General features: G+C 68.1%; 24 protein-coding genes. 17 read left to right on the forward strand and 7 right to left on the reverse strand.

What is annotated here, in order from left to right:
• Window positions 1-29 precede the first annotated feature (29 nt).
• Window positions 30-521, reverse strand: a complete 492-nt coding sequence (locus BKN51_RS34955; RefSeq protein ID WP_101613643.1) for a hypothetical protein — start codon at window positions 519-521, stop codon at window positions 30-32.
• A 303-nt stretch (window positions 522-824) separates the two neighbouring features.
• On the opposite strand from BKN51_RS34955, the gene BKN51_RS34960 reads away from it, so the two are divergent.
• Genes BKN51_RS34960 through BKN51_RS34975 form a run of 4 tightly spaced genes read left to right on the forward strand, consistent with a single transcriptional unit; the run spans window position 825 to window position 4,377 of the window.
• Window positions 825-1,472, forward strand: coding sequence for an ABC transporter permease (locus BKN51_RS34960; protein ID WP_101611658.1), 648 nt, complete (start codon window positions 825-827; stop codon window positions 1,470-1,472).
• Window positions 1,459-2,643: an ABC transporter ATP-binding protein gene (locus BKN51_RS34965; protein WP_369862285.1), complete on the forward strand. Its 1,185-nt coding sequence runs from the start codon at window positions 1,459-1,461 to the stop codon at window positions 2,641-2,643. The genes BKN51_RS34960 and BKN51_RS34965 overlap by 14 nt, the downstream gene beginning before the upstream one ends.
• A complete protein-coding gene (locus BKN51_RS34970; protein WP_101611659.1) occupies window positions 2,640-3,416 on the forward strand; it encodes an ABC transporter permease in 777 nt (258 codons plus the stop codon). The genes BKN51_RS34965 and BKN51_RS34970 overlap by 4 nt, the downstream gene beginning before the upstream one ends.
• 1 nt (window position 3,417) lies before the next feature.
• Window positions 3,418-4,377 (forward strand): glycine betaine ABC transporter substrate-binding protein, encoded by a 960-nt coding sequence (locus BKN51_RS34975; protein ID WP_101611660.1) that lies wholly within the window; start codon window positions 3,418-3,420, stop codon window positions 4,375-4,377.
• Window positions 4,378-4,669: 292 nt separating this feature from the next.
• Here the strand turns inward: BKN51_RS34975 and BKN51_RS34980 are convergent, their stop codons facing one another.
• Window positions 4,670-5,134, reverse strand: coding sequence for a DUF6474 family protein (locus tag BKN51_RS34980; RefSeq protein ID WP_101611661.1), 465 nt, complete (start codon window positions 5,132-5,134; stop codon window positions 4,670-4,672).
• A 54-nt stretch (window positions 5,135-5,188) separates the two neighbouring features.
• Here BKN51_RS34980 and BKN51_RS34985 point away from each other — a divergent pair, with 54 nt between their 5' ends.
• From BKN51_RS34985 to BKN51_RS34995, 3 genes are all read left to right on the forward strand, one after another.
• A complete protein-coding gene (locus tag BKN51_RS34985) occupies window positions 5,189-6,871 on the forward strand; it encodes a TM0106 family RecB-like putative nuclease (protein WP_174720573.1) in 1,683 nt (560 codons plus the stop codon).
• 80 nt (window positions 6,872-6,951) lie between these two features.
• The gene (locus BKN51_RS34990) at window positions 6,952-7,578 is read left to right on the forward strand and encodes a PadR family transcriptional regulator (RefSeq protein ID WP_101611663.1); all 627 of its coding nucleotides are present in this window, start codon (window positions 6,952-6,954) and stop codon (window positions 7,576-7,578) included.
• Window positions 7,579-7,696: 118 nt separating this feature from the next.
• On the forward strand, window positions 7,697-8,371 hold the full coding sequence (locus BKN51_RS34995) for a class I SAM-dependent methyltransferase (protein ID WP_101611664.1): 675 nt from the start codon (window positions 7,697-7,699) through the stop codon (window positions 8,369-8,371).
• A gap of 71 nt (window positions 8,372-8,442) precedes the next feature.
• On the opposite strand, the gene BKN51_RS35000 is transcribed toward BKN51_RS34995, so the two are convergent.
• Window positions 8,443-9,201 carry an SDR family NAD(P)-dependent oxidoreductase gene (locus BKN51_RS35000; protein WP_101611665.1) on the reverse strand — a complete coding sequence of 253 codons (759 nt, stop codon included), beginning with the start codon at window positions 9,199-9,201 and terminating at the stop codon, window positions 8,443-8,445.
• A 160-nt stretch (window positions 9,202-9,361) separates the two neighbouring features.
• On the opposite strand from BKN51_RS35000, the gene BKN51_RS35005 reads away from it, so the two are divergent.
• Window positions 9,362-10,672, forward strand: coding sequence for a UDP-glucose dehydrogenase family protein (locus tag BKN51_RS35005; protein ID WP_101611666.1), 1,311 nt, complete (start codon window positions 9,362-9,364; stop codon window positions 10,670-10,672).
• A gap of 66 nt (window positions 10,673-10,738) precedes the next feature.
• Here the strand turns inward: BKN51_RS35005 and BKN51_RS35010 are convergent, their stop codons facing one another.
• Window positions 10,739-11,317 (reverse strand): TetR/AcrR family transcriptional regulator, encoded by a 579-nt coding sequence (locus BKN51_RS35010; RefSeq protein ID WP_101611667.1) that lies wholly within the window; start codon window positions 11,315-11,317, stop codon window positions 10,739-10,741.
• Between the two features lie 114 nt (window positions 11,318-11,431).
• Here BKN51_RS35010 and BKN51_RS35015 point away from each other — a divergent pair, with 114 nt between their 5' ends.
• The 3 genes from BKN51_RS35015 to BKN51_RS35025 are packed head-to-tail and all read left to right on the forward strand — an operon-like array spanning window position 11,432 to window position 14,841.
• Window positions 11,432-12,625, forward strand: a complete 1,194-nt coding sequence (locus BKN51_RS35015) for an FAD-dependent monooxygenase (protein WP_101611668.1) — start codon at window positions 11,432-11,434, stop codon at window positions 12,623-12,625.
• 9 nt (window positions 12,626-12,634) lie between these two features.
• The gene (locus BKN51_RS35020) at window positions 12,635-13,045 is read left to right on the forward strand and encodes a hypothetical protein (protein WP_101611669.1); all 411 of its coding nucleotides are present in this window, start codon (window positions 12,635-12,637) and stop codon (window positions 13,043-13,045) included.
• 32 nt (window positions 13,046-13,077) lie between these two features.
• Window positions 13,078-14,841, forward strand: coding sequence for a gamma-glutamyltransferase family protein (locus tag BKN51_RS35025; RefSeq protein ID WP_101611670.1), 1,764 nt, complete (start codon window positions 13,078-13,080; stop codon window positions 14,839-14,841).
• A 208-nt stretch (window positions 14,842-15,049) separates the two neighbouring features.
• On the opposite strand, the gene BKN51_RS35030 is transcribed toward BKN51_RS35025, so the two are convergent.
• From BKN51_RS35030 to BKN51_RS35040, 3 genes are read right to left on the reverse strand one after another with little or no spacing between them, the layout of a single operon-like run.
• Complete coding sequence (locus BKN51_RS35030; protein WP_101611671.1) at window positions 15,050-15,922, reverse strand: VOC family protein; 873 nt, start codon at window positions 15,920-15,922, stop codon at window positions 15,050-15,052.
• Window positions 15,915-16,436, reverse strand: coding sequence for an RNA polymerase sigma factor (locus BKN51_RS35035; protein WP_101611672.1), 522 nt, complete (start codon window positions 16,434-16,436; stop codon window positions 15,915-15,917). The genes BKN51_RS35030 and BKN51_RS35035 overlap by 8 nt, the downstream gene beginning before the upstream one ends.
• Window positions 16,437-16,488: 52 nt before the next feature.
• On the reverse strand, window positions 16,489-17,919 hold the full coding sequence (locus BKN51_RS35040; protein WP_101611673.1) for an MFS transporter: 1,431 nt from the start codon (window positions 17,917-17,919) through the stop codon (window positions 16,489-16,491).
• Between the two features lie 108 nt (window positions 17,920-18,027).
• Here BKN51_RS35040 and BKN51_RS35045 point away from each other — a divergent pair, with 108 nt between their 5' ends.
• The 6 genes from BKN51_RS35045 (at window position 18,028) to BKN51_RS35065 (ending at window position 23,119) form a co-directional block, all read left to right on the forward strand.
• Window positions 18,028-18,861: a helix-turn-helix transcriptional regulator gene (locus BKN51_RS35045; RefSeq protein WP_101611674.1), complete on the forward strand. Its 834-nt coding sequence runs from the start codon at window positions 18,028-18,030 to the stop codon at window positions 18,859-18,861.
• Between the two features lie 63 nt (window positions 18,862-18,924).
• On the forward strand, window positions 18,925-19,773 hold the full coding sequence (locus tag BKN51_RS35050) for a hypothetical protein (protein ID WP_101613645.1): 849 nt from the start codon (window positions 18,925-18,927) through the stop codon (window positions 19,771-19,773).
• A gap of 58 nt (window positions 19,774-19,831) precedes the next feature.
• Window positions 19,832-20,956 carry a sensor histidine kinase gene (locus tag BKN51_RS35055; protein WP_101611675.1) on the forward strand — a complete coding sequence of 375 codons (1,125 nt, stop codon included), beginning with the start codon at window positions 19,832-19,834 and terminating at the stop codon, window positions 20,954-20,956.
• Window positions 20,953-21,618: a response regulator gene (locus BKN51_RS35060; protein WP_101611676.1), complete on the forward strand. Its 666-nt coding sequence runs from the start codon at window positions 20,953-20,955 to the stop codon at window positions 21,616-21,618. Before BKN51_RS35055 ends, BKN51_RS35060 begins: the two co-directional genes overlap by 4 nt.
• Before the next feature lie 572 nt (window positions 21,619-22,190).
• Window positions 22,191-22,391: a hypothetical protein gene (locus tag BKN51_RS43370; RefSeq protein WP_146044300.1), complete on the forward strand. Its 201-nt coding sequence runs from the start codon at window positions 22,191-22,193 to the stop codon at window positions 22,389-22,391.
• Window positions 22,391-23,119, forward strand: coding sequence for a Crp/Fnr family transcriptional regulator (locus BKN51_RS35065; protein ID WP_101611677.1), 729 nt, complete (start codon window positions 22,391-22,393; stop codon window positions 23,117-23,119). The genes BKN51_RS43370 and BKN51_RS35065 overlap by 1 nt, the downstream gene beginning before the upstream one ends.
• Window positions 23,120-23,352: the final 233 nt, after the last annotated feature.

The raw sequence follows: 23,352 nt of genomic DNA on the forward strand, positions 1-23,352 counted from the left end.
TCGCCGGATTACGGGGGACGAACTGGGGTTCAGGAGAACAGCGGTGGGCCGCGCCTGCCGTGGACGCGGCGGAGGTCCACCCGCACGAGGTGGCCGGGGCCCGCCGGACGGGCGAGCACCGGTGACATCGCCGCGGCGGGCACCGGGAGCGCGTTGAGGATGAACGGGACCAGCGTGCGCAGGCAGGCGAGGACGCCGAGCAGCAGTCCGTCGGCCTTGGCCAGCAGCAGCGCGGTGACCAGCGTCGCGACGACGTGGGCCACGGTCATCGCGAGTCCGCCCGAGACGGGCGCCACTGTGTCGTGCCGCAGCTCGTGACTGCTCAGGGAGCTGAGCACGAGGTGCATCACGACCTGGCCCGCGCCGAGGTCGACGATCGTGGCCATCGGTCCGCGCGCCTTCGCGGCGAGCGCGGCGGCGTTCCAGCCGATCAGCACGGTGAGCAACAAAGTCATCGCCGTATCGGGTACTTCGCCGTCCCCGATCACGTGAGCGGTCACGGCCAGCGCCGCCGAACTCACGCCGAGCAAACCACCACGTACGGCGCGTAACGCGCTTCGGTGATGGCTTCCCTTGTTCACGGGGTGAAGGGTATTCGACGTGCGGCCGAGCGGTCGATGTCCTCCCGGCTGTTGAGCAGTGAGAAAGACACCGCCGGGTCGGCGCGTGCGTTTGCCCAATTGGGCCGAATGGGGAAGGTTAACGGGATAAAAGGCGGTAAACAGGGGTTTGACCGCGCGGCTTTTGGGTAGTCAGGCTCCCGATACAGCTACTCCGAATGGGTGAGGAGTCTCACCCAGAGGCGGCGGGAGAACCAGCACGCGATGAACCTCTTCGAGTACATCTCGGATCGGTGGGACAGACTCGCCCTCCAAGGGCTTCTCCATGTCAGCGCGGTCGTGCAGTGCACGATCATCGCCGCCGTGCTGGGCGTGGTGATCGGCGTCGCCGTCTACCGCAGCCCGGTCGGGTCGGCCGTGGCCACGGCGCTGGCGAGCACGATCCTCACCGTCCCCTCCTTCGCTCTCTTGGGCCTCCTCATCCCGGTGTTCGGCCTCGGCGCGAACACCACCGTCATCGCCCTCGTGCTCTACGCGCTGCTGCCGATCGTGCGGAACACGATCGTCGGGCTGGGCGGGCTCGATCCAGCGGTCAGTGACGCGGCACGCGGCATCGGCATGAGCCGGTTCGGCGTGCTCACCAGGGTGGAGCTGCGGCTCGCCTGGCCCGCGATCCTCGCCGGCATGCGGGTCGCGACGCAGATGCTCATGGGCATCGCGGTCATCGCGGCCTACGCGAAGGGCCCGGGCCTCGGCTCGGAGGTCTTCTCGGGCCTCACCAACGCGGGGAGCACGAACTCGCTCAACCAGGCATTGACCGGGACGCTCGGCGTGGTCGTGCTCGCGCTGGTCCTCGACGCCGTTTACGTCCTGATCAATCGTTTGACCGTCTCTAGGGGTGTCCGTGGCTGAGTCTCCTGAAACCGTATCCGGCGTCGAAATCGAGCTGGAGAACGTCAGCAAGCGCTACGCCGGCACCCGTGAGCCCGCGGTCGACGAATTCTCGATGGTGGTGCCCGCGGGCAAGATCGTGGTCTTCGTCGGCCCGTCCGGCTGCGGCAAGACCACCACCATGCGGATGATCAACCGGCTCATCGAGCCGACGTCCGGCCGGATCACCATCGGCGGTGACGACGCGCTGAAACTCGACGTCGACACCCTGCGCCGTCGCATCGGCTACGCGATCCAGCAGGCCGGTCTGTTCCCGCACTTCACTGTCGCGCAGAACATCGCGGTGGTGCCCGGCCTGCTCGGCTGGGACAAGAAGAAGGTCAACGACCGGGTCGAGGAGATGATGGACCTGGTCGGGCTGGACCCGTCCGACTTCCGTGACCGCTTCCCGCGTCAGCTCTCCGGTGGACAGCAGCAGCGCGTCGGCGTCGCACGGGCGCTCGCGGCGGACCCGCCGGTCCTGCTGATGGACGAACCGTTCGGCGCGGTCGACCCGATCACCCGCGGCAACCTGCAGGACGAACTGCTTCGGCTGCAGACCGAACTGAAGAAGACCATCGTCTTCGTCACCCACGACTTCGACGAGGCCGTGAAGCTCGGCGACAAGATCGCGGTGCTCGGCAACCAGTCGAAGATCCTCCAGTACGACACTCCGGACGCGATCCTCGCGAACCCGGCCGACGACACGGTCGCCGGTTTCGTCGGCGCCGGTGCCTCGCTGAAGCAGCTGACGCTGCTGCGGGTCCGCGACGTCGAGCTGAAGCAGGACGCCCTGACGGCGGCGGTCAGCGAATCGCCGTCGGACGTGCGCGAGAAGCTGACCCAGCAGCGCAAGCATTTCGTGCTGGTGCTCGACCAGCGCCGTCGTCCGATGCGGTGGGTGCACGTCCGCGAACTGACCGCGGCGACGTCGCTGGCCACCGCGGGCAAGCCGCTGCGTGACTCGGTCAGCCTCCAGTCGACGCTGCAGGACGCGCTCGAAGCCATGCTCGCCGAGGGCGGCAGCGTCCCGGTGACCGGCGCTCGCGGCGAGTACGCCGGGACGATCGAGCTCGACACCGTCATCTCGACGATCCAGCAGCTGCGCGAGGAGCACTCGGACGACAACCCGGCGGAAGGTGTGACCGCATGACGGCCGTCGATACCGGGTTCTCCACCGAATCCTCGTCGAGAAGCGCCGAACGGGTCCGGCTGTTCGCCCAGCCCGCGGTGGTGCTGCTGATCGTCGCCGGGGTGCTGATCTGGGTGTTCGCCAGTGATCTGACCGCGACCGAGAAGGCGACCCTCAACGCCGCCGGGCTGCTCGCCGCGCTGCGCGACCACCTGGCGATGACCGTCGTGGTGACCGCGATCGTGGTCGTCGTGGCGGTGCCGCTCGGCGTGATCGTGACGCGGCCGTATGCGAAGTGGGCGGCGCCGGTGTTCCTGGCGATCGCGAACATCGGCCAGGCCGCCCCCGCGCTCGGTGTGCTGGTGCTGTGGTTCATCGTCACCGGCGCGACCGGCGGACTGTGGGTCGCGGCGCTGCCGCTCGCGTTCTACTCGCTGCTCCCGGTGCTGCGGAACACGATGGTCGGCTTGCAGCAGGTCGATCCGTCGCTGATCGACGCGGGCCGCGGCATCGGCATGTCGGCCTCCGGCGTGCTGTGGCGGGTCGAGCTCCCGCTGGCCGTCCCGCTGATCCTGGCGGGCCTGCGGACCTCGCTGGTGCTGGCCGTCGGCACGGCGACCTTCGGCATGTTCGTGAACGCCGGCGGTTTCGGCCTGCTGATCGACACCGGCTACAAGCTCAACCTGACGAAGGTGCTGGTCACCGGCTCGGTGCTCGCCGTCGCACTGGCACTGCTGGTGGACTGGCTCGGCGCGGTGGCGGAACAGTTCTTCGGACCGAAGGGACTGCGCTGACATGCGATTGAAAGCGATCCTCGGCACGGTCCTGTTGTGCGGCACGCTTTCCGCGTGCGGGCTCGAGGTCAACACCGCGCTGCCGTACAAGATCGAACCCGGTTCGATCCAGCCCATCGAGGCGCTCAAAGGCGTCGAGGTGACGGTGGGGTCCAAGGACTTCACCGAGAACATCATCCTGGGCTACATGGCCGAGATGGCACTTTCCGCGGCGGGCGCGGACGTCATCGACCTGACCGACATCAAGGGCTCGAACTCGTCACGGCAGGCACTGCTCGCCGGCCAGACCGACGTCACCTGGGAATACACCGGCACCGGCTGGATCAACTACCAGGGCAACGAACTCCCCGTCTCCGGCGGGGAACAAGCCCAGTACGAGGCCACGAAGACGGCTGATGAGGCGAAGTACGGCGTCACCTGGCTGAACTACTCGCCGCTCAACGACCAGTACGGCTTCGCGGTCACCGAAGCCTACGGAGCGGCGAACAACCTGAAGACGACGTCGGACCTGGCGGCGTTCCTCAAGCAGAAGCCCGACCAGGGCGTGTTCTGCCTGGAGACCGAATTCACCAGCCGCCAGGACGGTTTCCCCGCCGCCGTGCGGGCGTACGGGTTCCAGAACCCGGTGATCAAGAACTTCGGCATCGGCACGATCTACTCGGCCGTGGCGAGCGGGACCTGCCCGATCGGCGAGATCTTCACGACCGACGGCCGGATCGCCGGACTGAACCTGCGCGTCCTCGAAGACGACAAGAAGGCGTTCCCGCAGTACAACGCCGTGCCGACGCTGCGCTCGGACTTCCTGAAGCAGCACCCGGAACTGCGCGGCCCGCTCGAAGCCGTCGCCGCGGCCATCGACAACCAGCAGATGATCGAACTGTGCAAGCAGGTCGACGTCGACGGCCGTGACCAGGGCGAGGTCGCCTACGAGTGGATGAAGAAGAAGGGCTTTATCAGCTAGATCTGTCGAGCGCTGACGGAAACGTGATGAAGGGGCGTCGTTCCGCTTCCACCTCACGGTGGGTGCGGAGGGCGCCCCTTCATCACGTTTCCGTGGGCCTTCGGCCCGAAAGAGGGCGCTCGACGGGTGAAGTCTCCGTCGGGCGCGGGGCGCCCTTGGGGAGACCGTTCGGCCGAGTTCGCCGCCGTCCCTGCCCGCTTGGAGCCCCCGGGCGTGCAATGAAGGGGACTTTCATTGCAAAATTTGCAATGAAAGTCCCCTTCATTGCATCCGTAAGTCGCCGAAGCGGCGCTCAGATGCCCAACCGGTGCAGCAGCTTGCCCTCCAGCTGGTCCAGCTCCCCGGCCACCGCCCGATGCGCGGCCTTCCGCCGCGCCGCGGGCATCCGCTCCGAAGCGCGGACAGTCGCCGAAAGCTGCTCCAGCGTTCCCTGAGTGTCCTTCGCGAAGGACACATCGGCATCGGTCGCCTTCGCCGACTTCTTCAGCTCCGCGAGTCCCTGCGTCAGCCCGGCGATCCGCGCGTGCAGCGCGGCACCGCGTCCGCTGAACTCCCCGAGCTGGTCGACGGCGACGCCGAGCTTCTTCGCCTGATAACGGTCGTATAGCTCTCGTGCGGCACCCGCCGCTCGAACGGCGTACGGCGCGATCACCGGCAGTACGGCCGGACCGAGCACTTTGGCCACCGCGACGGCGTTCTTCGCCTTTTTCGGGGTGATCCTGCCTTCGCCCTCGACGGCTTTGGCCTTGCGCGCCATGGCACCTCCCACGCTGTGTCACAGACGAACTTACTGGTCCCCGAAGTGGCGGGCATGTCGGCTTGCCGGTGGCCTTCTAGAGTGTTGTCTGTGAGTAACGAGGTGCTACTGGACGCGGGAGCGGTGAGCCGCTGCCGGCGTCGCGTGCACCTCGAACACGATCCGGCGATGCGCGAGGTCCCGCTCGCCCCGCCGGACCCCGCCTCGCAGCAGCGGATCGACGACGCGTCAGCGCATCGCGAGGCCATCGTGCAGCGGCTCATGGAAGCGACAGGACCGGACGCGAGCTGGGTCAAGATCGCTCGCGACCTCCCCGCCGCGGAGCGCGTGCAGCTCACCGAAGCGGCCTTCGCCGCCGAAGCGCGCTACATCTGGGGCGCGCTGCTCCCGGTGGATCGCGCAGGTCACCGGCGTGGCGGCTCCGAACTCCTGGTCCGCACCGGTGCCGGGTACGTGCCGGTGCTGGTCGTGCGGCATCGCATCACCGATCGCGGCGCGGGCGCGCCGACCACGGTGATGACCGACCTCGACCCGGCGAACCGGCTGCCGGATCCGGCGCGAAAGGTCCGCTCGCAGCCTCGGGACCAGATGCGGCTCGCGCACCTCTACCGGATGCTCGAAGCGCTCGGGCAGCACGAAGGACACCGCGCCGTCGGCGGTGTCATCGGACTCGACGCGGACGTCGTCGTCTGGCACGACCTGTCCGCGGGAACCTGGCCGGGCGGCCGGAGCGCGCTGACGGAGTACCAGAGCCGCTTCGCCGACAGGCTCGCCATCGCGAGCGCCGCCGCTGAAGGCGAAGAGCCGCTCGCCGAACCTTCCCGCGTCCTCGAATGCCGTCGCTGCCCCTGGTGGCCGACGTGCGAGGTCGTCCTCACCGAAACCCGTGACGTCAGCCTGGTCGTCCGCGGCGAGGACGCGATGGAACTCCGCCGCGCCGGAGTGTCCACAGTGGACAAGCTGGCCGCACTCGATCCGGCCGACGAACCACCGCCGATGAACTGGACCGGCGGCACCTTCGCCGACGCGATCATCCTCGCGCGCGCCTGGCTCGCCGATCTCACGATGGTGCGCAAGGTCGACCGCATCGAGGTCCCGCGCGGCGACGTCGAGGTCGACGTAGACATGGAGAGCTTCGGTGATTCGGGCGCGTATCTGTGGGGTTCGCTGCTGACCGGCGCCGACATCGGTGTCGAACAGGGCTATCGCGCGTTCGCGACTTGGGAGCCGCTGCCGACCGCGGACGAGGCCAGGTCGTTCGCGGAGTTCTGGGCGTGGTTCACCGACGTCCGCGAGCGCACCCTCGCGGCCGGGCTGACCTTCCGCGCCTACTGCTACAACGCGCTCGCCGAGAACCGCTGGCTCTTCGGATCCGTGTCCAGGTTCGGCGAGTATCCCGGCGTTCCCGCGAAGGCCGAGATCGCGTCCTTTGTGGACTCGGACGAATGGATCGACCTCTTCCGCAGCGTCACCGACCAGTTCCTTTGCTCGCATGGCAAGGGGCTCAAGGTGATCGCCCCGGTCGCGGGCTTCGCGTGGCGCGATCCGGAAGCGGGCGGCGAGGCGTCGATGAGCTGGTACCGCGACGCCGTCGGCATGGACGGCGGCATCCCGGACGACCTTCAGCGCGAGCGCCTGCTGCGCTACAACGAGGACGACGTCCTGGCGACGCACGCGCTGCGGACGTGGATGACCGACCACGCGCAGACGTCCGTGCCGTACATGAACGACCTCTGACCTTCCCTGCGAGCGGTACTTGCGCTCTTTCACGCTTCTGCGGATACTCGTTGACGAGTACTCGTAAGCGAGGAGGCGCGGTGAAACGGCGGAAGGTCGGCAATCTGCTGGCGCTGGCGATCCTGTCCACGCTGCAGGAGCGGCCGGCGCACCCGTACGAAATGGCCTCGATCCTGAAGTCCCGCGGCAAGGACCGCGACATGGGGATCAAGTGGGGCTCGTTCTACACGGTCGTCGGCAACCTGCAGAAACACGGCTTCATCGAGGCCGTCGAGAGCGGCCGCGACGGCGCCCGCCCCGAGCGCACGGTGTACCGGATCACCGACGCCGGCCGTGACGAAATGCTCGACTGGCTGCGCGAACTGCTCGCCGAGCTCGCCCCGGAGGAACCGAAGTTCGTCGCCGGTCTGTCGGTCATGGCGTGGCTCGGTCCGGACGAGGTGATCGCCCTGTTCCGCACCCGGCTGGCGGCGCTGGACGAAGAGAACGCCTCGACGCGCGCGGAACTGGCGCGACTCCTCGAGGAGGTTCCGCGGCTGATGCTGATCGAGATCGAGTACCACCTGGCGATCCGGACGGCGGAAGCCGAATGGGTCCGCTCGATCCTGGGGGAACTGACTTCCGGCTCGATGCCGGGGCTCGCCGAATGGCGGACCTTCCACGAGACCGGGGAACTGCCGTCCGAAAGGGGGAGCACGAGCAGCTGAAAGAGCCCCGGCGAGGTGTTGCAGCACCCCGCCGGGGCGACGATCCCGCAACCGGAACCCGGCCACGAGACGGCCTTTTGAGAATAGCCGGGCTCCGGGCATTCAACCTGGAGTGACCATGTCGAACATCAAGGACAGGAAGCGGTTCAAGCTCATGCCGGAGATGGGCGGCGCGCTGGCGCGCAACTACGCCCGGCAGCGTGGCACCGAACCGCAGATCGAACACTGGCGGAAGCAGGCACGCGAACTCACCACGGATCTGCCGGAAGGCGCGAAGATCCTCGAGGTCGCCTTCGGCCCCGGCTACTTCGCCGTCGAACTGGCGCGGCTCGGATTCTCCGTCACCGGCCTGGACGTCGCGCCGACGTTCGTGGAGATCGCGAGCGACTACGCGCGGGCTCAGGGCGTCGAAGCCGAATTCCGCGAGGGCGACGTCGCGGCGATGCCGTTCGAAGACGGGTCTTTCGACTTCGTCGTCTGCCAGGCCGCGTTCAAGAACTTCGTGTGGCCGGTGAAATCGCTCGACGAGATGTACCGCGTGCTGCGTCCCGGCGGCACGGCCGTGGTGCAGGACATGAACCGGGACGCGACCGACGGCGACATCGTGCGTGACGTCGAGAGCATGAAGCTCGGCAAACTGGCCGCGCTCGGCGTCCGGCAGGCGCTCGGCCAGCTCCGGCGGCGCGCGTACACGCCTGTCGACTTCAGCGGCCTGGTCGCCGAAACGGCGTTCCGGACGTGCGAGGTCACCACTGAGGGCATCAGCCTGGACGTCCGCCTCACCCGTCCCTGAAGCGCGCTATGAAAGGCCCGTTACTTGCAAAATTTGCAAGTAACGGGCCTTTCATAGCACGCGCGAACGGCTCAGCGAGGGGCCATGCGCAGCGAGCCGTCCATCCGGACGACCTCGCCGTTCAGGTAGTCGTGGTCGATCAGCGAAAGCGCCAGCTGCGCGTACTCGTCCGGCCGCGCGAGCCGCTTCGGGAACGGAACGCCCTCGGCCAGCGAAGCGCGGAACTCGTCGCTCACCGTCGCCAGCATCGGGGTGTCGACGATGCCCGGCGCGATGGTCAGCACCCGGATCCCGTGCGACGCGAGGTCGCGCGCGGCGGGCAGGGTCATCCCGACGATGCCGCCCTTGGACGAGGAGTACGCCACCTGCCCGATCTGGCCGTCGTAAGCGGCGATCGACGCGGTGTTGATGATGACGCCGCGCGCGTTGTCGGCCAGCGGTTCGGTCTTGGCGATGGCCTCGGAGGCCAGCGTCAGCACGTTGAAGGAGCCGATCAGGTTGATCTGGACGACCTTCGCGAACAGGGCGAGGTCGTGCGGGCCCTTCTTCGAAAGGATCCGCGCGGACGGCCCGATCCCGGCGCAGTTCACCACGGTCCGCAGCGGCACCCCGGATTCGGCGGCGGTCGCGACGGCGGTGCGCACCTGCTCCGGGTCGGTCACGTCGGCCTCGACGTAGGTGATGCCCTCGACCTGCTCGGCGTTGGCGATGGCACCGGCGAGGTCCAGCGCGAAGACCCGCGCGCCCTTCGCCGCGAGCGCCTTCGCGGTCGCCCCGCCGAGCCCGGACGCGCCACCCGTGACGAGCGCCGCGGTATCGGTGATCTGCATGTTCTCCCTTTCGTCGACAACCGTTCCTAGGTTAACGCTCGTTCGCATCGGTGGGGTGGGTGTGCTGGCTCACGTCGGAGCGAAGCATGTCGTGAGGAGTATTCGGGCCTGAAGCATTCCGTTCGCTCGGAGGTCAACTCCGGCTGTCACCTTCAGCAGCATGAGCACTGCTCGGATCGTGGTGGTGGGGACCGGTTACGTCGGATTGACCACGGGGGCCTGCCTGGCCGGCCTGGGGCATCGAGTCACTTGCGTCGATGTCGACCAGGCGAAGGTCGCAAGGCTCTCCGCCGGACGAGTGGACATCCTGGAGCCGGGATTGTCCGAGCTGGTGTCGAGGGGGCTGACCAGCGGAAGACTCAATTTCGTCGTCGGCGCGCGCGAAGCCGTTCGCGACGCGGAGGCCGTTTTCCTTTGTGTGCCGACGCCGATGGGCGCGGGCGGTTCGGCGGATCTGCGCGCCGTCGAGGCCGTGACCACCGAGATCGGCGACGTCATCCCTCCGGGGTGCGCGCTGATCACCAAATCGACCGTTCCGGTGGGGACGTCGAAGCGCATCCAGGCGATGCTCGGCCGCACGGACGTGCCGGTCGTGTCGAATCCGGAGTTCCTGCGTGAGGGCACCGCTGTCGAGGACTTCCTCGGCCCCGACCGGATCGTCGTCGGTTCGGACGACGTCGCGGCCGCCCGCTGGGTCGGCGAGCTCTACGCCGATCTCGCCGCCCCGGTCGTCGTCGCCGACGCGGCCAGCGCGGAACTGGTGAAGTACGCGGCGAACTGCTTCCTCGCGATGAAACTGTCCTATGTGAACTCGATCGCCGAACTGTGCGAACGCCTCGGCGCGGACATCGACCTGGTCACCGAAGGCATGGGCTACGACCGGCGCATCGGCCGCTCGTTCCTCAAGCCCGGCCCCGGCTGGGGCGGCTCGTGCCTGCCGAAGGACACCAGCGCGCTGGTCCGGGTCGCCGAGTCCGTGCAGTACGACTTCACCCTGCTCACCTCGGCGATCGAAGAGAACATCGCGCAGCGGGACCGGATCGTCGCGAAGATCGCCGGCGCGGTCGGCGGCACGCTGGCCGGTTCGCGGATCGGACTCCTCGGGCTGGCGTTCAAGGCCGGGACGAACGACCTGCGTGACTCGCCCGCTCTCGCGGTCGCTTCGGTGCTGGGCGCGCTCGGCGCGGAACTGACCGCCTACGACCCGGCCGTCGGCGGTCAGATCGCCGGGATGACCGTCGTCGACGACCCGTACCAGGTCGCGAAGGCGGCCGACGCCGTCGTCGTGCTGACGGAATGGGACGAGTTCAAGCGGCTCGACTGGACCTACATGGCCGAGCAGATGGACGGCGACTCGGTCGTCGACACACGCAATCTCCTGGAGCCGCAACGGATCCTCGACGCCGGCCTTTCGTGGCAGGGCGTCGGACGGCCTCGGGCGGCGCTGCGGCGGAAGGTCGCCGTCTCCTGACCCACCTGCCTCCCGCGGGTGCAGTGAAAGGCCCGTTACTTGCAAAATTTGCAAGTAACGGGCCTTTCATTGCACCCGGGAGACGAGCGTCATCAGCCCGTCCACGACCTCCTCGGCCGTCGGAGCGTGCTCCGGGTCGAGCATGTGCTGCAGCATGATGCCCGAGTTCAGGGCCGTGGCCACCGCGCCGATCCGGAGCTCGTCCGCCTCGGTGAGGGTGTCCTCGTCGATGCCGAGGAGGCCCGCCGCCATCCCGCGGCGGCCCTCGCGCTGCGCGGCGGCGAGCTGTTTCCGCAGTTCAGGGTGATGTTCGGACTGCACGAACGCCTCGATCGAGGCGATCCACAGCTTACGGTTGCGCCCGTAGGAGTCGATCATGGCGCGCCACGAGGCTCGGTACTGCTCGTCCGCCGAGGCACTCGGGTCGACAGCGCTCATCATCTCCAGCTGGACCTCCCTGCCCCAGTCGTCCATCGCCTGCGAGAACGCCGTCAGCAGCAGGGCTTCGCGTGACCCGAAGTGATAGCCGATCGCGGCGTGGCTGACCCCGGCCGCCGACGCGATGTCCCGCACCGTCGTGCGTGACCAGCCCTTTTCCTTCAAGCACTGGATGGCGCCGCTCATCAGGTCCTCGCGATTGCCCATGCCCAAGATCGTAGACCACACGGTTTATCCAAATGGTTTAACCAAGTGGATTGACCAAGCGTTCAAATCTGCCGTACGGTCGTTGCCATCACCACGAACCCACTGGGAGCAGCCATGACGACCACCGTTCTGATCTCCGGCGCCGGCATCGCGGGTCCGGCCCTCGCCTTCTGGCTGCGGGAGCGCGGTTTCACGCCGACCGTCGTGGAGCGCGCCCCGGCCCTGCGCGAAGGCGGGAGCGCCGTCGACTTCCGTGGCGAGCAGATGACCCTGCTGAAGCGCATGGGCATCCTCGAAGACATCCGCGCGAAGGAAACCGCGATGGGCGCGCAGGTCATCGTCGATTCGAGAGGCAAGAAGGTCGCCGAGATGCCGTCGGTGTTCTTCAGTGGCGAAGTCGAGATCGAGCGCGGAGACCTGACGCGCATCCTTTACGAGCACACGAAGGACGACGTCGAGTACATCTTCGGCGACTGGATCACCGGGCTGGACGAGCGCGCCGACGGGGTCGACGTCACCTTCGCCGGCAACGGGCCGCGCAGCTTCGACCTGGTCGTCGGCGCGGACGGGCTGCACTCGGGCGTCCGGCGGCTGGCCTTCGGCGACGAAGAGCGGTTCCGCACCGACCTCGGCCTCCGCACCGCGAGCTTCACCGTGCCGAACCACCTCGACCTGGACCATCTGGGCCTGATCCACAGCGTCCCCGGCCGGACGGTCATGGTCGCCAGCGGTCGCGACCGGTCGGCTCTCAATGTCAGTTTCGTCTTCGCGTCCGGGCCGCTGGAGGTCGACCGTCGCGATGTCGAAGCGCAGAAGAAGGCCCTCATCGAGTGCTACGCCGACTTCGGCTGGGAAATCCCGACGCTGCTGGAAGGCCTCGGCGACGTCGGCACGCTGTACTTCGATTCGCTCAGCCAGATCCACCTCGACAAGTGGTCACAGGGCCGGATCGTGCTGCTCGGTGACGCGGCCTGGTGTGCGGGCCCGGGTGGTTCGGGCACCGGGCTCGCGATGACGGGCGCGTACGTTCTGGCCGGGGAACTCGCCGCCGCGCGTGGCGACCACGAAGTCGCTTTCGCGCGGTACGAAGAGAAACTGCGCGGTCCGGTGAAGATCTCGCAGAAGCAGGCGGCCGGGATCGGCACGTTCCTCGCACCGAAGACCCGGTTCATGGTCGGTTACCGGAACTTCCTGTACCGGGTGCTGGGTTCGAAGCCGATGACCAAGGTGTTCACGTGGATCACCTCGCGCGCGGCCAACGCGGCGACGCTCGAAAACTATGACGCTCCGGTCGCCGCGCGGGGATAGCTTCGGTAGGTGAGGGATGAGAAGGCGTTCCGGAAGGCTTGCTACGAGGCTGCCCGGCGAACGCGTGGCCAGGTCGTCCGGTTCGTACCGGGCGATCAGGGAAGGAACTTCGAGACCGGCGAGATCGCTTATCCGCACCGAACCGTCGCGGTGGTGTGGACGCAGGATCGGGACGAGGACGGAAGGCACGAGATCCTCGGTATCGCGGACGTGTTCATCACGTTCGGAACGATCACCTTCGTCGACGAGCCGGGATTGCTGGCTGTTTTGGGAGAGCTCCTTCCTGGGCACCGGTTGTACTCCCGGGCCGAACTCGAAGCGCCGATCGACCCTACGGCGCCGCGCTGGAAGAACCATCACGACGTCCGGTACTGGCGGCCCGACTGTCTCGGCCAGGTTCTCTTCAGCTGTTGGGACTGAAAAAGTAGTTAGCAAAGCGTAGTATCAGCCGGGTGTTCACGACCAGGCCGGAACTGGCCGGCACCCATGGCATGGTGGCATCGACGCACTGGCTGGCCTCGGCCACCGGGATGGCGGTGCTGGAAGACGGCGGCAACGCCTTCGACGCGGCGGTGGCCGCCGGGTTCGTCCTGCAGATCGCCGAGCCGCATCTGTGCGGTCCGGCGGGGCAGGTCCCCGGCATCTTCGTCACCGCCGCCGATCGAACCCCACGCGTTCTCGCAGGTCAGGGAGTCTCGCCCGCGGCGGCAACGCCCGAGTACTTCGCGGACCTCGGGCTCGACCTGATTCCCGGCAGCGGCTTGCTCCCCGCGACCGTCCCGGGGGCGTGGGACGGCTGGCTGCTGCTCCTGCGAGACCACGGCACGAAGTCTTTGCGAGACGTGCTCGGCTACGCGATTTCCTATGCGCGCAACGGGATTCCGCTGGTCAGCCGGGTCGGTGACACGATTCGCGCGGTGCGGGACCTGTTCACCGAGCATTGGCCGACGTCAGCGGCGCTTTGGCTGCCCGACGGCAAGCCCGCCGAGGGACTTCACCGCAATCCGGCGCTCGCGGACACCTGGGAGCGGCTGCTCGCCGAGGCCGAGTCGGTCAGCGGCCGCGAGGCGCAGATCGACGCCGGACGTCGCGCGTGGTCGCAGGGCTTCGTCGCCGAAGCCATCAACGCGTTCAGCCGCAAGGCTTTCCGCGACGACTCCGGCCGCGATCACGCCGGTCTCCTCACCGGCGAGGACATCGCGAGCTGGGACGCAACGTACGAAAACCCGTTGCAGGTCGACTTCGGTGACTGGGGCCTGGTGAAGATGGGCGCCTGGACCCAGGGGCCCACGCTGCTCCAGCAGGCGCGGTTGCTGGACGGACTGCGCGACGAACTGTCCTATGTGGACGGGGTACCGACGGAACGCACGGTGCACTTGGCCGTCGAGGCGGCGAAGCTGGCGTTCGCGGACCGCGAGGCCTGGTACGGGGATTCTCCCGACGTGCCGATCGAGTTGTTGATCTCCCGCGAATACGCGGACGCCCGGCGGGCGTTGATCACCGAAGAGGCGTCCGCCGAACTCCGGCCGGGTGGTCCCTCGCCGCGGCTGCCCGCGATTCTCGAGAAGCTGCGCGGGCTCGAAGCAGGTTCCGGCGCGACGGGGGAGCCGACCGTCGGGCCACTGGGCGAGACGCGGGGCGACACCGTGCACATCGACGTCGTCGACGCGGCCGGGAACATGATCTCGGTGACGCCGTCGGGTGGCTGGCTGCAGTCGAGTCCGACGATCCCGGAGCTCGGTTTCTGCCTCGACTCCCGTGGGCAGATGTTCTGGCTGGAGCAGGGCTTGCCGAACTCGCTGGCGCCGCGGAAACGGCCGCGGATCACGCTTTCGCCGTCGATGGGCCTGCGCGACGGCGAGCCGGTCCTGGCGTTCGGGACCCCCGGCGGGGATCAGCAGGACCAGTGGCAGCTGTGTTTCTGGCTGGCGCACACGCTCGGCGGACTGAACCTGCAGGAGTCGATCGATTCTCCCGCGTGGCACACGACCGCGTTCCCGAGCTCGTTCTACCCGCGCTCGTGGACGCCGCGCGAACTCGTGGTCGAGTCCCGGCTCGGTCAGTCCACAATGGACGCTCTCGCCGCGCGTGGGCACGAGGTCGTCGACGCCGGACCTTGGTCGCTCGGGCGGCTTTCCGCCGTCTCGCGGTCGGGCGGAGTGCTCCGTGCCGCCGCGAACGCGCGAGGAATGCAGGGCTACGCGGCAGGCCGCTGAGCTCGTTCCGTGAAGGCCTCCTTCCCTACCCTCAAGGTAGCGAAGGAGGCCTTCACGGACTCGCGGCAGAGCGTCTCCTGCCTCCAGTTGTCCACAATGCCCCCCGTCTGTGGACAACTCACGTCAGCTCCCCTCCCGGCCTCCTATCGGCGATAGACTGGCTTCGGGGTCGCCCCCCTGGGACGGGTGGGGGGCTGGGGTGGTGACCTCAAGAGCGCGGCTGTTCCCAGAGCCAGAATTCGATGCCCTGGTCGTCGACGCAGTCGGCGCTCAGGCCGTAGGGCTGCTGTTCGGTTTCGCCCGCTTGGCCGCCCTGGGCGCGGACGCGGTCGAGGGCTGCGGCGAGATCGTCGACGGCGTACATGACCTTCCAGCCCACCTGCCGTCCCGGGCCGCCCCAGAGCCCGCCCTGCAGGCCGGAACCCTCGACGCCCCAACCGCCTTCGACCCGTCCGGGCGAGAACTGCCAGCCCAGAACGGCGCCGTAGAACGCCTTCGCGCGTCCGTCGTCCGGGACCTGGAAGGTGAAGTAGCCCGCTTCGCCGTGCCGGACCGGCTTCGCGCTCGATGAAGAAGGTGCCGCTTGCGCGACAAGCCACCGCTGACCGTACGGATCCTTGATCGCCCCGCTCAACCCGTGGCCCTCGTCCGCGACCGGACGTTCCAGTTCCCCACCCAGTTCCACGGCCCGCCGCGCCGACGCGCGGACGTCCGGGACCTCGATCCGGATCAGCGTGCCGCCCGACGGCGCCACGACATTGCCCAGTTCGGGAAACTCGTCCGCGAGCATCAGCACGCTGTCCCCGATGGCCAATTCCGCGTGCCCGACCCGGCCGTCTTCCATCACGATCGGGTCGGCCCGCCGCTGAGCGCCGAACACGTCGACATAGAAGTCGAGCGCGGCGCGGGCATCGGTCACCACCAGATACGGGGTCAGGGAGCGTGGTTTCGCCAGTGTTTCGGTCATTTCGGCTCCGTTCAGGACGGCGCGACGCAGGTTGTCACGCAGTTCGGCGGCGAAGAGCGGGTCAGGATCGACAGGTTGCGAGGGCGCGCGAAGCACGTCGAACGGATCAGGCATCGCGACCCTCCTTCTCCTGGTAGGCACGCCGGAACGCGGCACGGGCCCGCACGAGCAACGCCTCCGTGGCGTGCACCGTGCGCTCGAGATGGGCGGCGACCTCCGGTACCGGGAGACCGTCGACATAGCGAAGCGTCAGTGCGGCTTGGTGATGCGCCCCGAGCGACGCGAGCACTTCGCGCGCCAGGAGCGCGTCCAGCCGCTCGTCCCACGGATCGGTGTGGTCCTCTTCCTCGTGGACGAGCCGCAGCCCGCGTTCTTCGCGTTCCCGGCGCCGCCAATGATCGGCGAGCTTGTGCCGGGCGACGCCGATCAGCCACCCGGTGCTCACCGCGGGCGCGTCTTCCTTGCGACAGGCCCTCACCGCGCCCAGGAACGTCTCGGACGTCAGCTCCTCGGCGAGGGTGCGATCCCCGCACCGGGACAGCAGGTACCCGTAGACCTCCGGCAACGCCGTCTCGTACAGCGACAGCAGTGCGAAGGCCGGGTCCCGCCGCACCCGTGGTTCCGTCACATCCCCATCGTCGCTCGGGGAGCCACTTCTCCGACGGGTGAAACCGAACTTTCTAAACCCGCGGGTCCGGCAGTCGCCGCGCCACCGTGATCACCCCGATCGTCAGCACCGCCTGAATCCCGATGACCAGCGTGAACGCGCCCTTCATCCCGAGCGACCCCGCCGAAACGGACGCGAACAACGTCCCCAGCGTCGCCACCCCCAGCGCCATCGCCGCCTGCTGCGACGTCGTCAGCATCCCGCTGCCGACCCCGGCGATCTCCGGTGGCACCTTCGACAGCACGATCCGGAACACCGTCGTCATCGCGAGCCCCTGACCGAGACCGCACAGCAGCATCCCGGGCGCGAAATCGAGCACCCCCAGATCCGGCCACCCCAGCAGCACGGTGCCGATCAGCACCAGCAGCCCGAGCAACTGGATCGACAGGCCGACGGACACGACCCGCTGTCCGAACCTGGTCACCAGGCGGCTGCTGACCAGGCACATCGCGAAGAACGCCAGCGAAAGCGGCGCCGTCACCAGCCCCGAGCCGAACGGGCCGAGGTGCAGGCCGTCCTGCAGCGTCACCGCGAACACGAACATGAACGCGCTGAAGCCGACGAAGAACGGCATCCCGACCAGCAATCCCTGCCGCACACTCGGCATCCGCATCACCGACGGCGGCAGCAGCGGAACACCGCCCTGGCGTTCCATCCGGCGTTCGACGTGGACGAAGCCCGCCGCGGCGAACGGGAAGACCACGAGCAACACGATCGTCCACAATGGCCAGTTCAGCACCGGCCCTTCCGCCAGCGGGAGCAACAGCGACACCAGGGCGATCGCCAGGAGAACGGTGCCGGAGCGGTCGATGCCGATCGGGTCGCTCGAACGGCTTTCCGGGATCAGGCGCCGCGCGATCATCAGACCGGCGATCCCCACGGGCACGTTGACCAGGAAGATCGGCCGCCAGCCCGTACCCCAGAGATCGGCGGCGACCAGTGCCCCGCCGAGGAACTGCCCGAGCACCATCGAAAGCCCCGCGGTGGCGCCGTAGAGACCCAGCGCCTTGGATCGGCGCTCGCCGGTCGTGGTCGCTTGGATGATCGACAGCACCTGCGGCAGCATCAGCGCGGCCGCCGCCCCCTGCGCGGCCCGCGCCAGCACCAGCGTCAACGCCGTCGGGGCGATCCCGCAGAGCAGGGAAGTGACGGTGAACGCGGCCAGCCCGATCAGGAACAGTTTGCGACGGCCGAAGGCGTCACCGAGCCGTCCGCCGACGACGAGCAGCACGGCGTACGCGATCCCGTAGGCCGCGATCACCAGTTCCAAGGTGGCCGACGAGGTACGCAGATCGGTACCGATCGCGGGCAGGGCGATGTTGACGATGAAGAAGTCGATGAGTGGAAGTGCCGCCCCCAGCAGCACGGTGACCAGGCCCGCCGAGGTCAGGGCCGGTCCGGCGGCGACGCGGGTGAGCGTCGCCGGAACTTGCGTCGAAGTCATGAGTACTACGATCAGCCGATCCCCACCCTGGTACCAGGAGTGTGTTTATCCTGGTATTACCACTACCTGGTAACCGGCTTCGAGCTTTGCGAACCTGATGAGGTGACCATGACCGTCGATTCGCAGGTGGCCGACGTACGGCGACACGAACTGGCCGCGTTCCTGCGCAGCCGCCGCGAGCGCATCACCCCGGACCAGGTCGGCCTGCCGATCAGCGGCAGGCGCCGCACGCCGGGGCTGCGCCGCGAGGAGGTCGCGCAGCTGGCCGGGGTCGGGGTCACCTGGTACACGTGGCTAGAGCAGGGGCGCGACATCAACGCGTCCGAGCAGGTGCTGGAGGCGATCTCCCGCACGCTGCGGCTCGACCCGCACGAGCACACGCACCTGTTCACCCTCGCCGGCGCGCCCGAACCGCCGCTGGAGAAGGACTGCAAGATCCTCAGCCAGAACGTCTACCGGATGATGGAGAAACTGGAGCCGTTCCCGGTCTGCGTGCGCAACGCGCGCTGCGACATCCTCGCCTACAACCGGTCCTACGACTGGCTGATGGGTGACGTCGACGCGATCCCGTTCGAGGACCGCAACACCCTGATCCAGTGCCTCACCAACCCCGAATGGCGGCGGAGGCTCCCGGATTGGGAGACCAACCTGCCCCGCGTGGTCGCCGGTTTCCGGGCGGCGATGGCCGAGCACCTCGCCGAACCGGCGTGGAAGAACCTGGTCAAGCGGCTGCGGCAGGAGTCCGACGTCTTCGAGCGGATGTGGAGGGAGCACGACGTCTCCACCGAGCGGATCGTGCTCAAGCGGTATCTGCACCCGGAGGCGGGCCTGCTGCGGTTCGAATTCTCGTACCTGTACCTCGGACGGCGATCCGAGATCTCCCTGGCGACGCTGACCCCGGCGGACGAGGAAACCGCGGCGAAACTGCCCACTTCCTTCTGAGGAGGGAGGCGGACCAGGCTCGCGAGGGAGTTTTTCCGCGGCGTGAACGCCGACGCTGACAGCATGACCGCAGCAGTCGACACCCCCAAGATCTCCAGTGCCCGCCTGATCGTCTGCTACGCGGCGATCCTCGGCACGCTTCCGTACCTGACCCTCAAGGCATCCTGGGTCGCGGGCGGCAGCCTCGGCCTCCGTGATCCGTCCTTTGTGGACTCGAAGCTGATGCTCTTCGCCAACCTGCTCACCGGCGGGATGGACGTCGTCGCGGTGGTGCTCGCGCTGGCGTTCACCTACTCCTGGGGCCGCCGGATCCCCGCGCCGCTCGTGCTCTTCCCGATCTGGATCGGCACGGGGCTGCTCGCGCCGATCGTGCTGAACCTTCCGGTGATCGTCACCGACCTGACGAAGACCCAGCTGACCGAGATGCCGCTGGAGAACTGGGTCTGGGCCGTCGTCTACGGCGGATTCGCCTGGCAGGGAGTGCTGCTGCTGACCGCGTTCGTGCTCTACGCCCGCGACCGCTGGTGGTTCGTCGTCACCGGCACCGTCCGGCCGGGGACGATCGGCGTGACGGGCGGACTCGGTATCGCCGCGGCGCTCGTTTCCGCGGTCGGCCACGGAAGCTGGGCGTTCGGCTCCGGCGGCCTGTCGGCCCGCGGCCAGGACGTGGTGATCGCCGTGCTCGGGGTGCTGGCCGTGATCGCACTGGCGACCGTGTCGCGAGGACGGTTCTGGCCGCGGCTGATCCTGGTGTGGACCGGGGCCGGGGCGATGGCGGGCACAGGAGCGTGGGGCCTGATCAGCGCTTTCACGTTGGGATCCGCCGCGCACGCGTCAGTGCTGGTCGTCCAGGTGATCGGCGGGGTGCTGATGATGACGTCGGTCCTGCGGCGGCTACCGCACGCGGCGTAGCCGGGAAGCCGCTTTCCAACGGACGCGATACCCCTCCACCCCGGGTAGCTTTCGTCTTGTGCTGCTGAAAGAACGGTTTCCGTGGAGCCCCTGGGTGGGCCGCGTGCTGCGCGTGGTGCTGCCGCTGGGGTTCGTCCTCGGTGCCACGAGCAGCGCCTCCCGCTGGCAGCCGGACGCGCCGTCGCTGACCACGGCCGGAGTGCTCTGGCTGGTCGCCACCGCGGTGCCACTGCTGGTCGTCCACCGCTTCCCGATGACGATCTTCCTGCTCACCTCCGCGCTGACGCTGGGCTACTACGCGTCCGGCAACCCGGGCGGGCCGACGATCGTGCTGCCGACGATCGCGTTGTTCGTGCTCACCAAGATCCGCGGCCCGCTGGTCGCCGGGATCACCGGCGGATCGCTGCTCGCGGTCGCCGGTGTCGTGTTGTTCGTCCGGCACGGGTTCGGCGCCTTCGACATGCGGGCCGGGCTGGGGCTGGTCTGGGTGATCGCGGTCGTCGGGATCGGGACGGCGGTGCGCAACGGGCTGGCCGCCGCGCGGGCCCGCCGCGAGCAGGCGGACGAGCACCGGCACCGGATGGCCGAGCAGGAGCGGCTCACCATCGCCCGCGAAGTGCACGACGTCGTGGCGCACAGCCTCGCGATGATCAACGTCCAGGCCGGGGTCGCCGCGCACGTCGCCGACAGGCGTCCCGAGCAGGCGAAAGAGGCGCTGCTGAACATCAAGGAAGCGAGTGCTTCGGCGCTGAAGGACCTTCGCGCGACGTTGGCCGTGCTGCGTTCCGGGGAGGACAAGGCGCCCGCGCCGAGCCTCGCCCAGGCCGACGAGCTGTTCGAGCACGCGCGGGCCGCCGGGCTGGAGGTGCGCGTCGACGGCGAACCGGGCGAGCTGCCCGCGCCGGTCGACGGTGCCGCGTACCGGATCCTGCAGGAATCGCTGACGAACGTGGTCCGCCACGCGAACCAGGCTCGGGGCGTCGACGTCCGGTTCGAGCGGAAAACCGGTGCGCTGACGCTGCTCGTCCGCGACGATGGCCGTGGCGCCGTCGAACCCGCGCCCGGCCACGGGCTGCGCGGGATGTCCGAACGGGCGGCCGCGCTGGGCGGCGCGCTCACGACGTCCGTGGTGGACGGCGGGTTCCAGGTTCGCGTGGAACTACCGATCGAGGGGGAACGATGATCCGAGTGGTCCTCGCGGACGATCAGGTGCTCGTGCGCGCCGGTTTCCGGGTGTTGCTGGAGACCGAAGACGGCTTCGAGGTCTGTGCCGAGGCCGGTGACGGTGACCAGGCCGTCGCGGCCGCCGTCGAGCACCGGCCGGACATCGTCGTGATGGACATCCGGATGCCCGGCGTCGACGGGCTCGAAGCGACGAGACGGATCACCGCGAATCCCGAGCTGACCGGAGTGAAAGTCCTGGTCCTGACCACTTTCGACGTCGACGAGTACGTCTACGAGGCCTTGCGCGCCGGCGCGAGCGGGTTCCTGCTGAAGGACACCGATCCGGTGGAGCTGCTGCGGGCGCTGAAGGTGATCGCCGCGGGGGAGGCGCTGCTGGCGCCGACCGTGACCCGGCGGCTGATCGCGGAGTTCGTCGACCGGCCGGAGAACCGCCGGATCGACGTGAGCGCCGTCCGCGAGATCACCGACCGCGAACGCGAGGTCCTCGGCCTGGTCGCGGGCGGCATGTCGAACGACGAGATCGCCGCGCATCTGGTGATCTCGACGGCCACCGCGCGCACGCACGTCAGCCGCATCATGACCAAGATCGGGGCGCGGGACCGGGCGCAGCTGGTGGTGCTGGCCTACGAATCCGGGCTGGTCAGCCCTCGCCGGGGTTGATCGTTAATCCCCACCGCGTTATCCGGACCGGGCGGATTCCCCCCAAAAAGCTGAGATTGCCGAAAAACCCTCGCGATCACGGGGAGTCGTCAAGCATGTCGTAATGCTGACGCTCAGTTAATTCAAGGAATTGCACGTGCAGATGCACGTCCCGGGCGGAGTAAGAGGGAAGATCGGCCGGGCTGTCATTCTCGCCGTATCTTCGTCTCCACCAGGGTGCCGATCTGGCGGCTGCCGCGTTCCGGTGGGCGATTCGAAAGCATACGCACGTACTGCTTGTGCTGATTTCCTGACTAATCCGGTGGTATCACGTCGGAACTCCCTCTGCCTTCGTGCACGGTGCGTGATTTTTTCTCAAGTCGCCGCACGGAATGGCGGTCACTTTCCGTCGCGAAATGGCCTTTCGGAGGCTCCCTGGACGGGTTTCGCGGAGGTCCGGTTGCTTTCTCGTAATGCCGCTGAGCACTAGTCTTCGGCGGAACGGCAGAGCGGCGGTGTCACCTACCTGATGTGATTCTCACCCAGCCGGGCAAGAACCAGATTCACTTTTCTTCTCTCACTGGGAGTCACTATTGACGACAAATACTCCTGATCCGCTTCTCGTGGTCACCGCGGGCGTCGTCGTTCTCGCCTACATCGTTTTCGCCGCGATCCTCACCCGGCTCCTGCTCGCGGGAAAGGTCGCTCAGCCGGCGAAGGTCATCGGGGCGGTCGCGGCGCTCGTGGCCGGGCTCCCGGCGATCCTCTACGCGTTCGCGGCGGTGGTGGGCTGATGGGCGGGGATTTCCTGGCGGCGGTCACCGAACGGCAGCGGCAGCGGCTGCTCGAACTCGGCAAGCACGTGGACTACGCGACGGGTACGACGCTGCTCAACCAAGGCGATCCGGCGCCCCCGGTGCTGATCCTGCGCTCCGGTTTCGTGAAGGCGATCCGTGCGGCCCAGGGCGGCACGTCGCCGATGATCGTGGACCTGCTCGGCGCCGGCGACGTCCTCGGCGTCGAAGACTGCCTGGCCAGACGGTCGAGTCACCTCTCGTTCGTCGCCACGAAACCGGTCCGCGTGCTGGAGGTCCCGCAGAACGCGTTCCACGGCTTTCTCGACGACGACAAGCAAGCAATGGCCTTGATCGCCTTGGACCTGGCCGTCCGGCTGCGGCTGCGGAACGTCGCCCTGGGTTTCGCGACGGCCAAGGTCCGGTGCCGGTTGACCGCGTTCCTGACCCGGTTGCAGGCGCTCTACGGGGTCCCCGGCGAAAGCGGCGTCGTCATCGACGTCGGCCTGAATCACACGGACATCGCCTCCGCGATCGGTGCTTCGCCGGCGTCGGTCAACGCCGAGATGGCGAAACTGAAGAACGAGGGCTACCTGAGCACGGGGTACAAGACGATCCACGTGAAGAAGCGCTTGCGCGAGGACGGCCCTCCGCTTTCTCCGGCCCGCGCCGCACGGCCGCGGCGGATTCCGCAGATGCGCCTCGGAAGACGGGTGGCGATGGGGTGAAACGGGACTTTCACCGGGTGATCCTCGAGGAAAGTCCCGTTCACCTCATTCATTGCGCCGCGGGGTGCGCAAGACAGTGATCGGACGAGGTCAGCCGCGCTTCAGCTGCAGCGCGAGCCTGATGACGAACACGACGGCCAGCGCGGCGACCAGGGCGATTTCCCAGGCCATGGTGGCTCCTCCTCGTCCGGCATCCGAAGGCTTCCGATGCTCTGCCTATAAGGCGCATCACC

It is taken from the genome of Amycolatopsis sp. BJA-103 (assembly GCF_002849735.1).
Taxonomy (GTDB): Bacteria; Actinomycetota; Actinomycetes; order Mycobacteriales; family Pseudonocardiaceae; genus Amycolatopsis.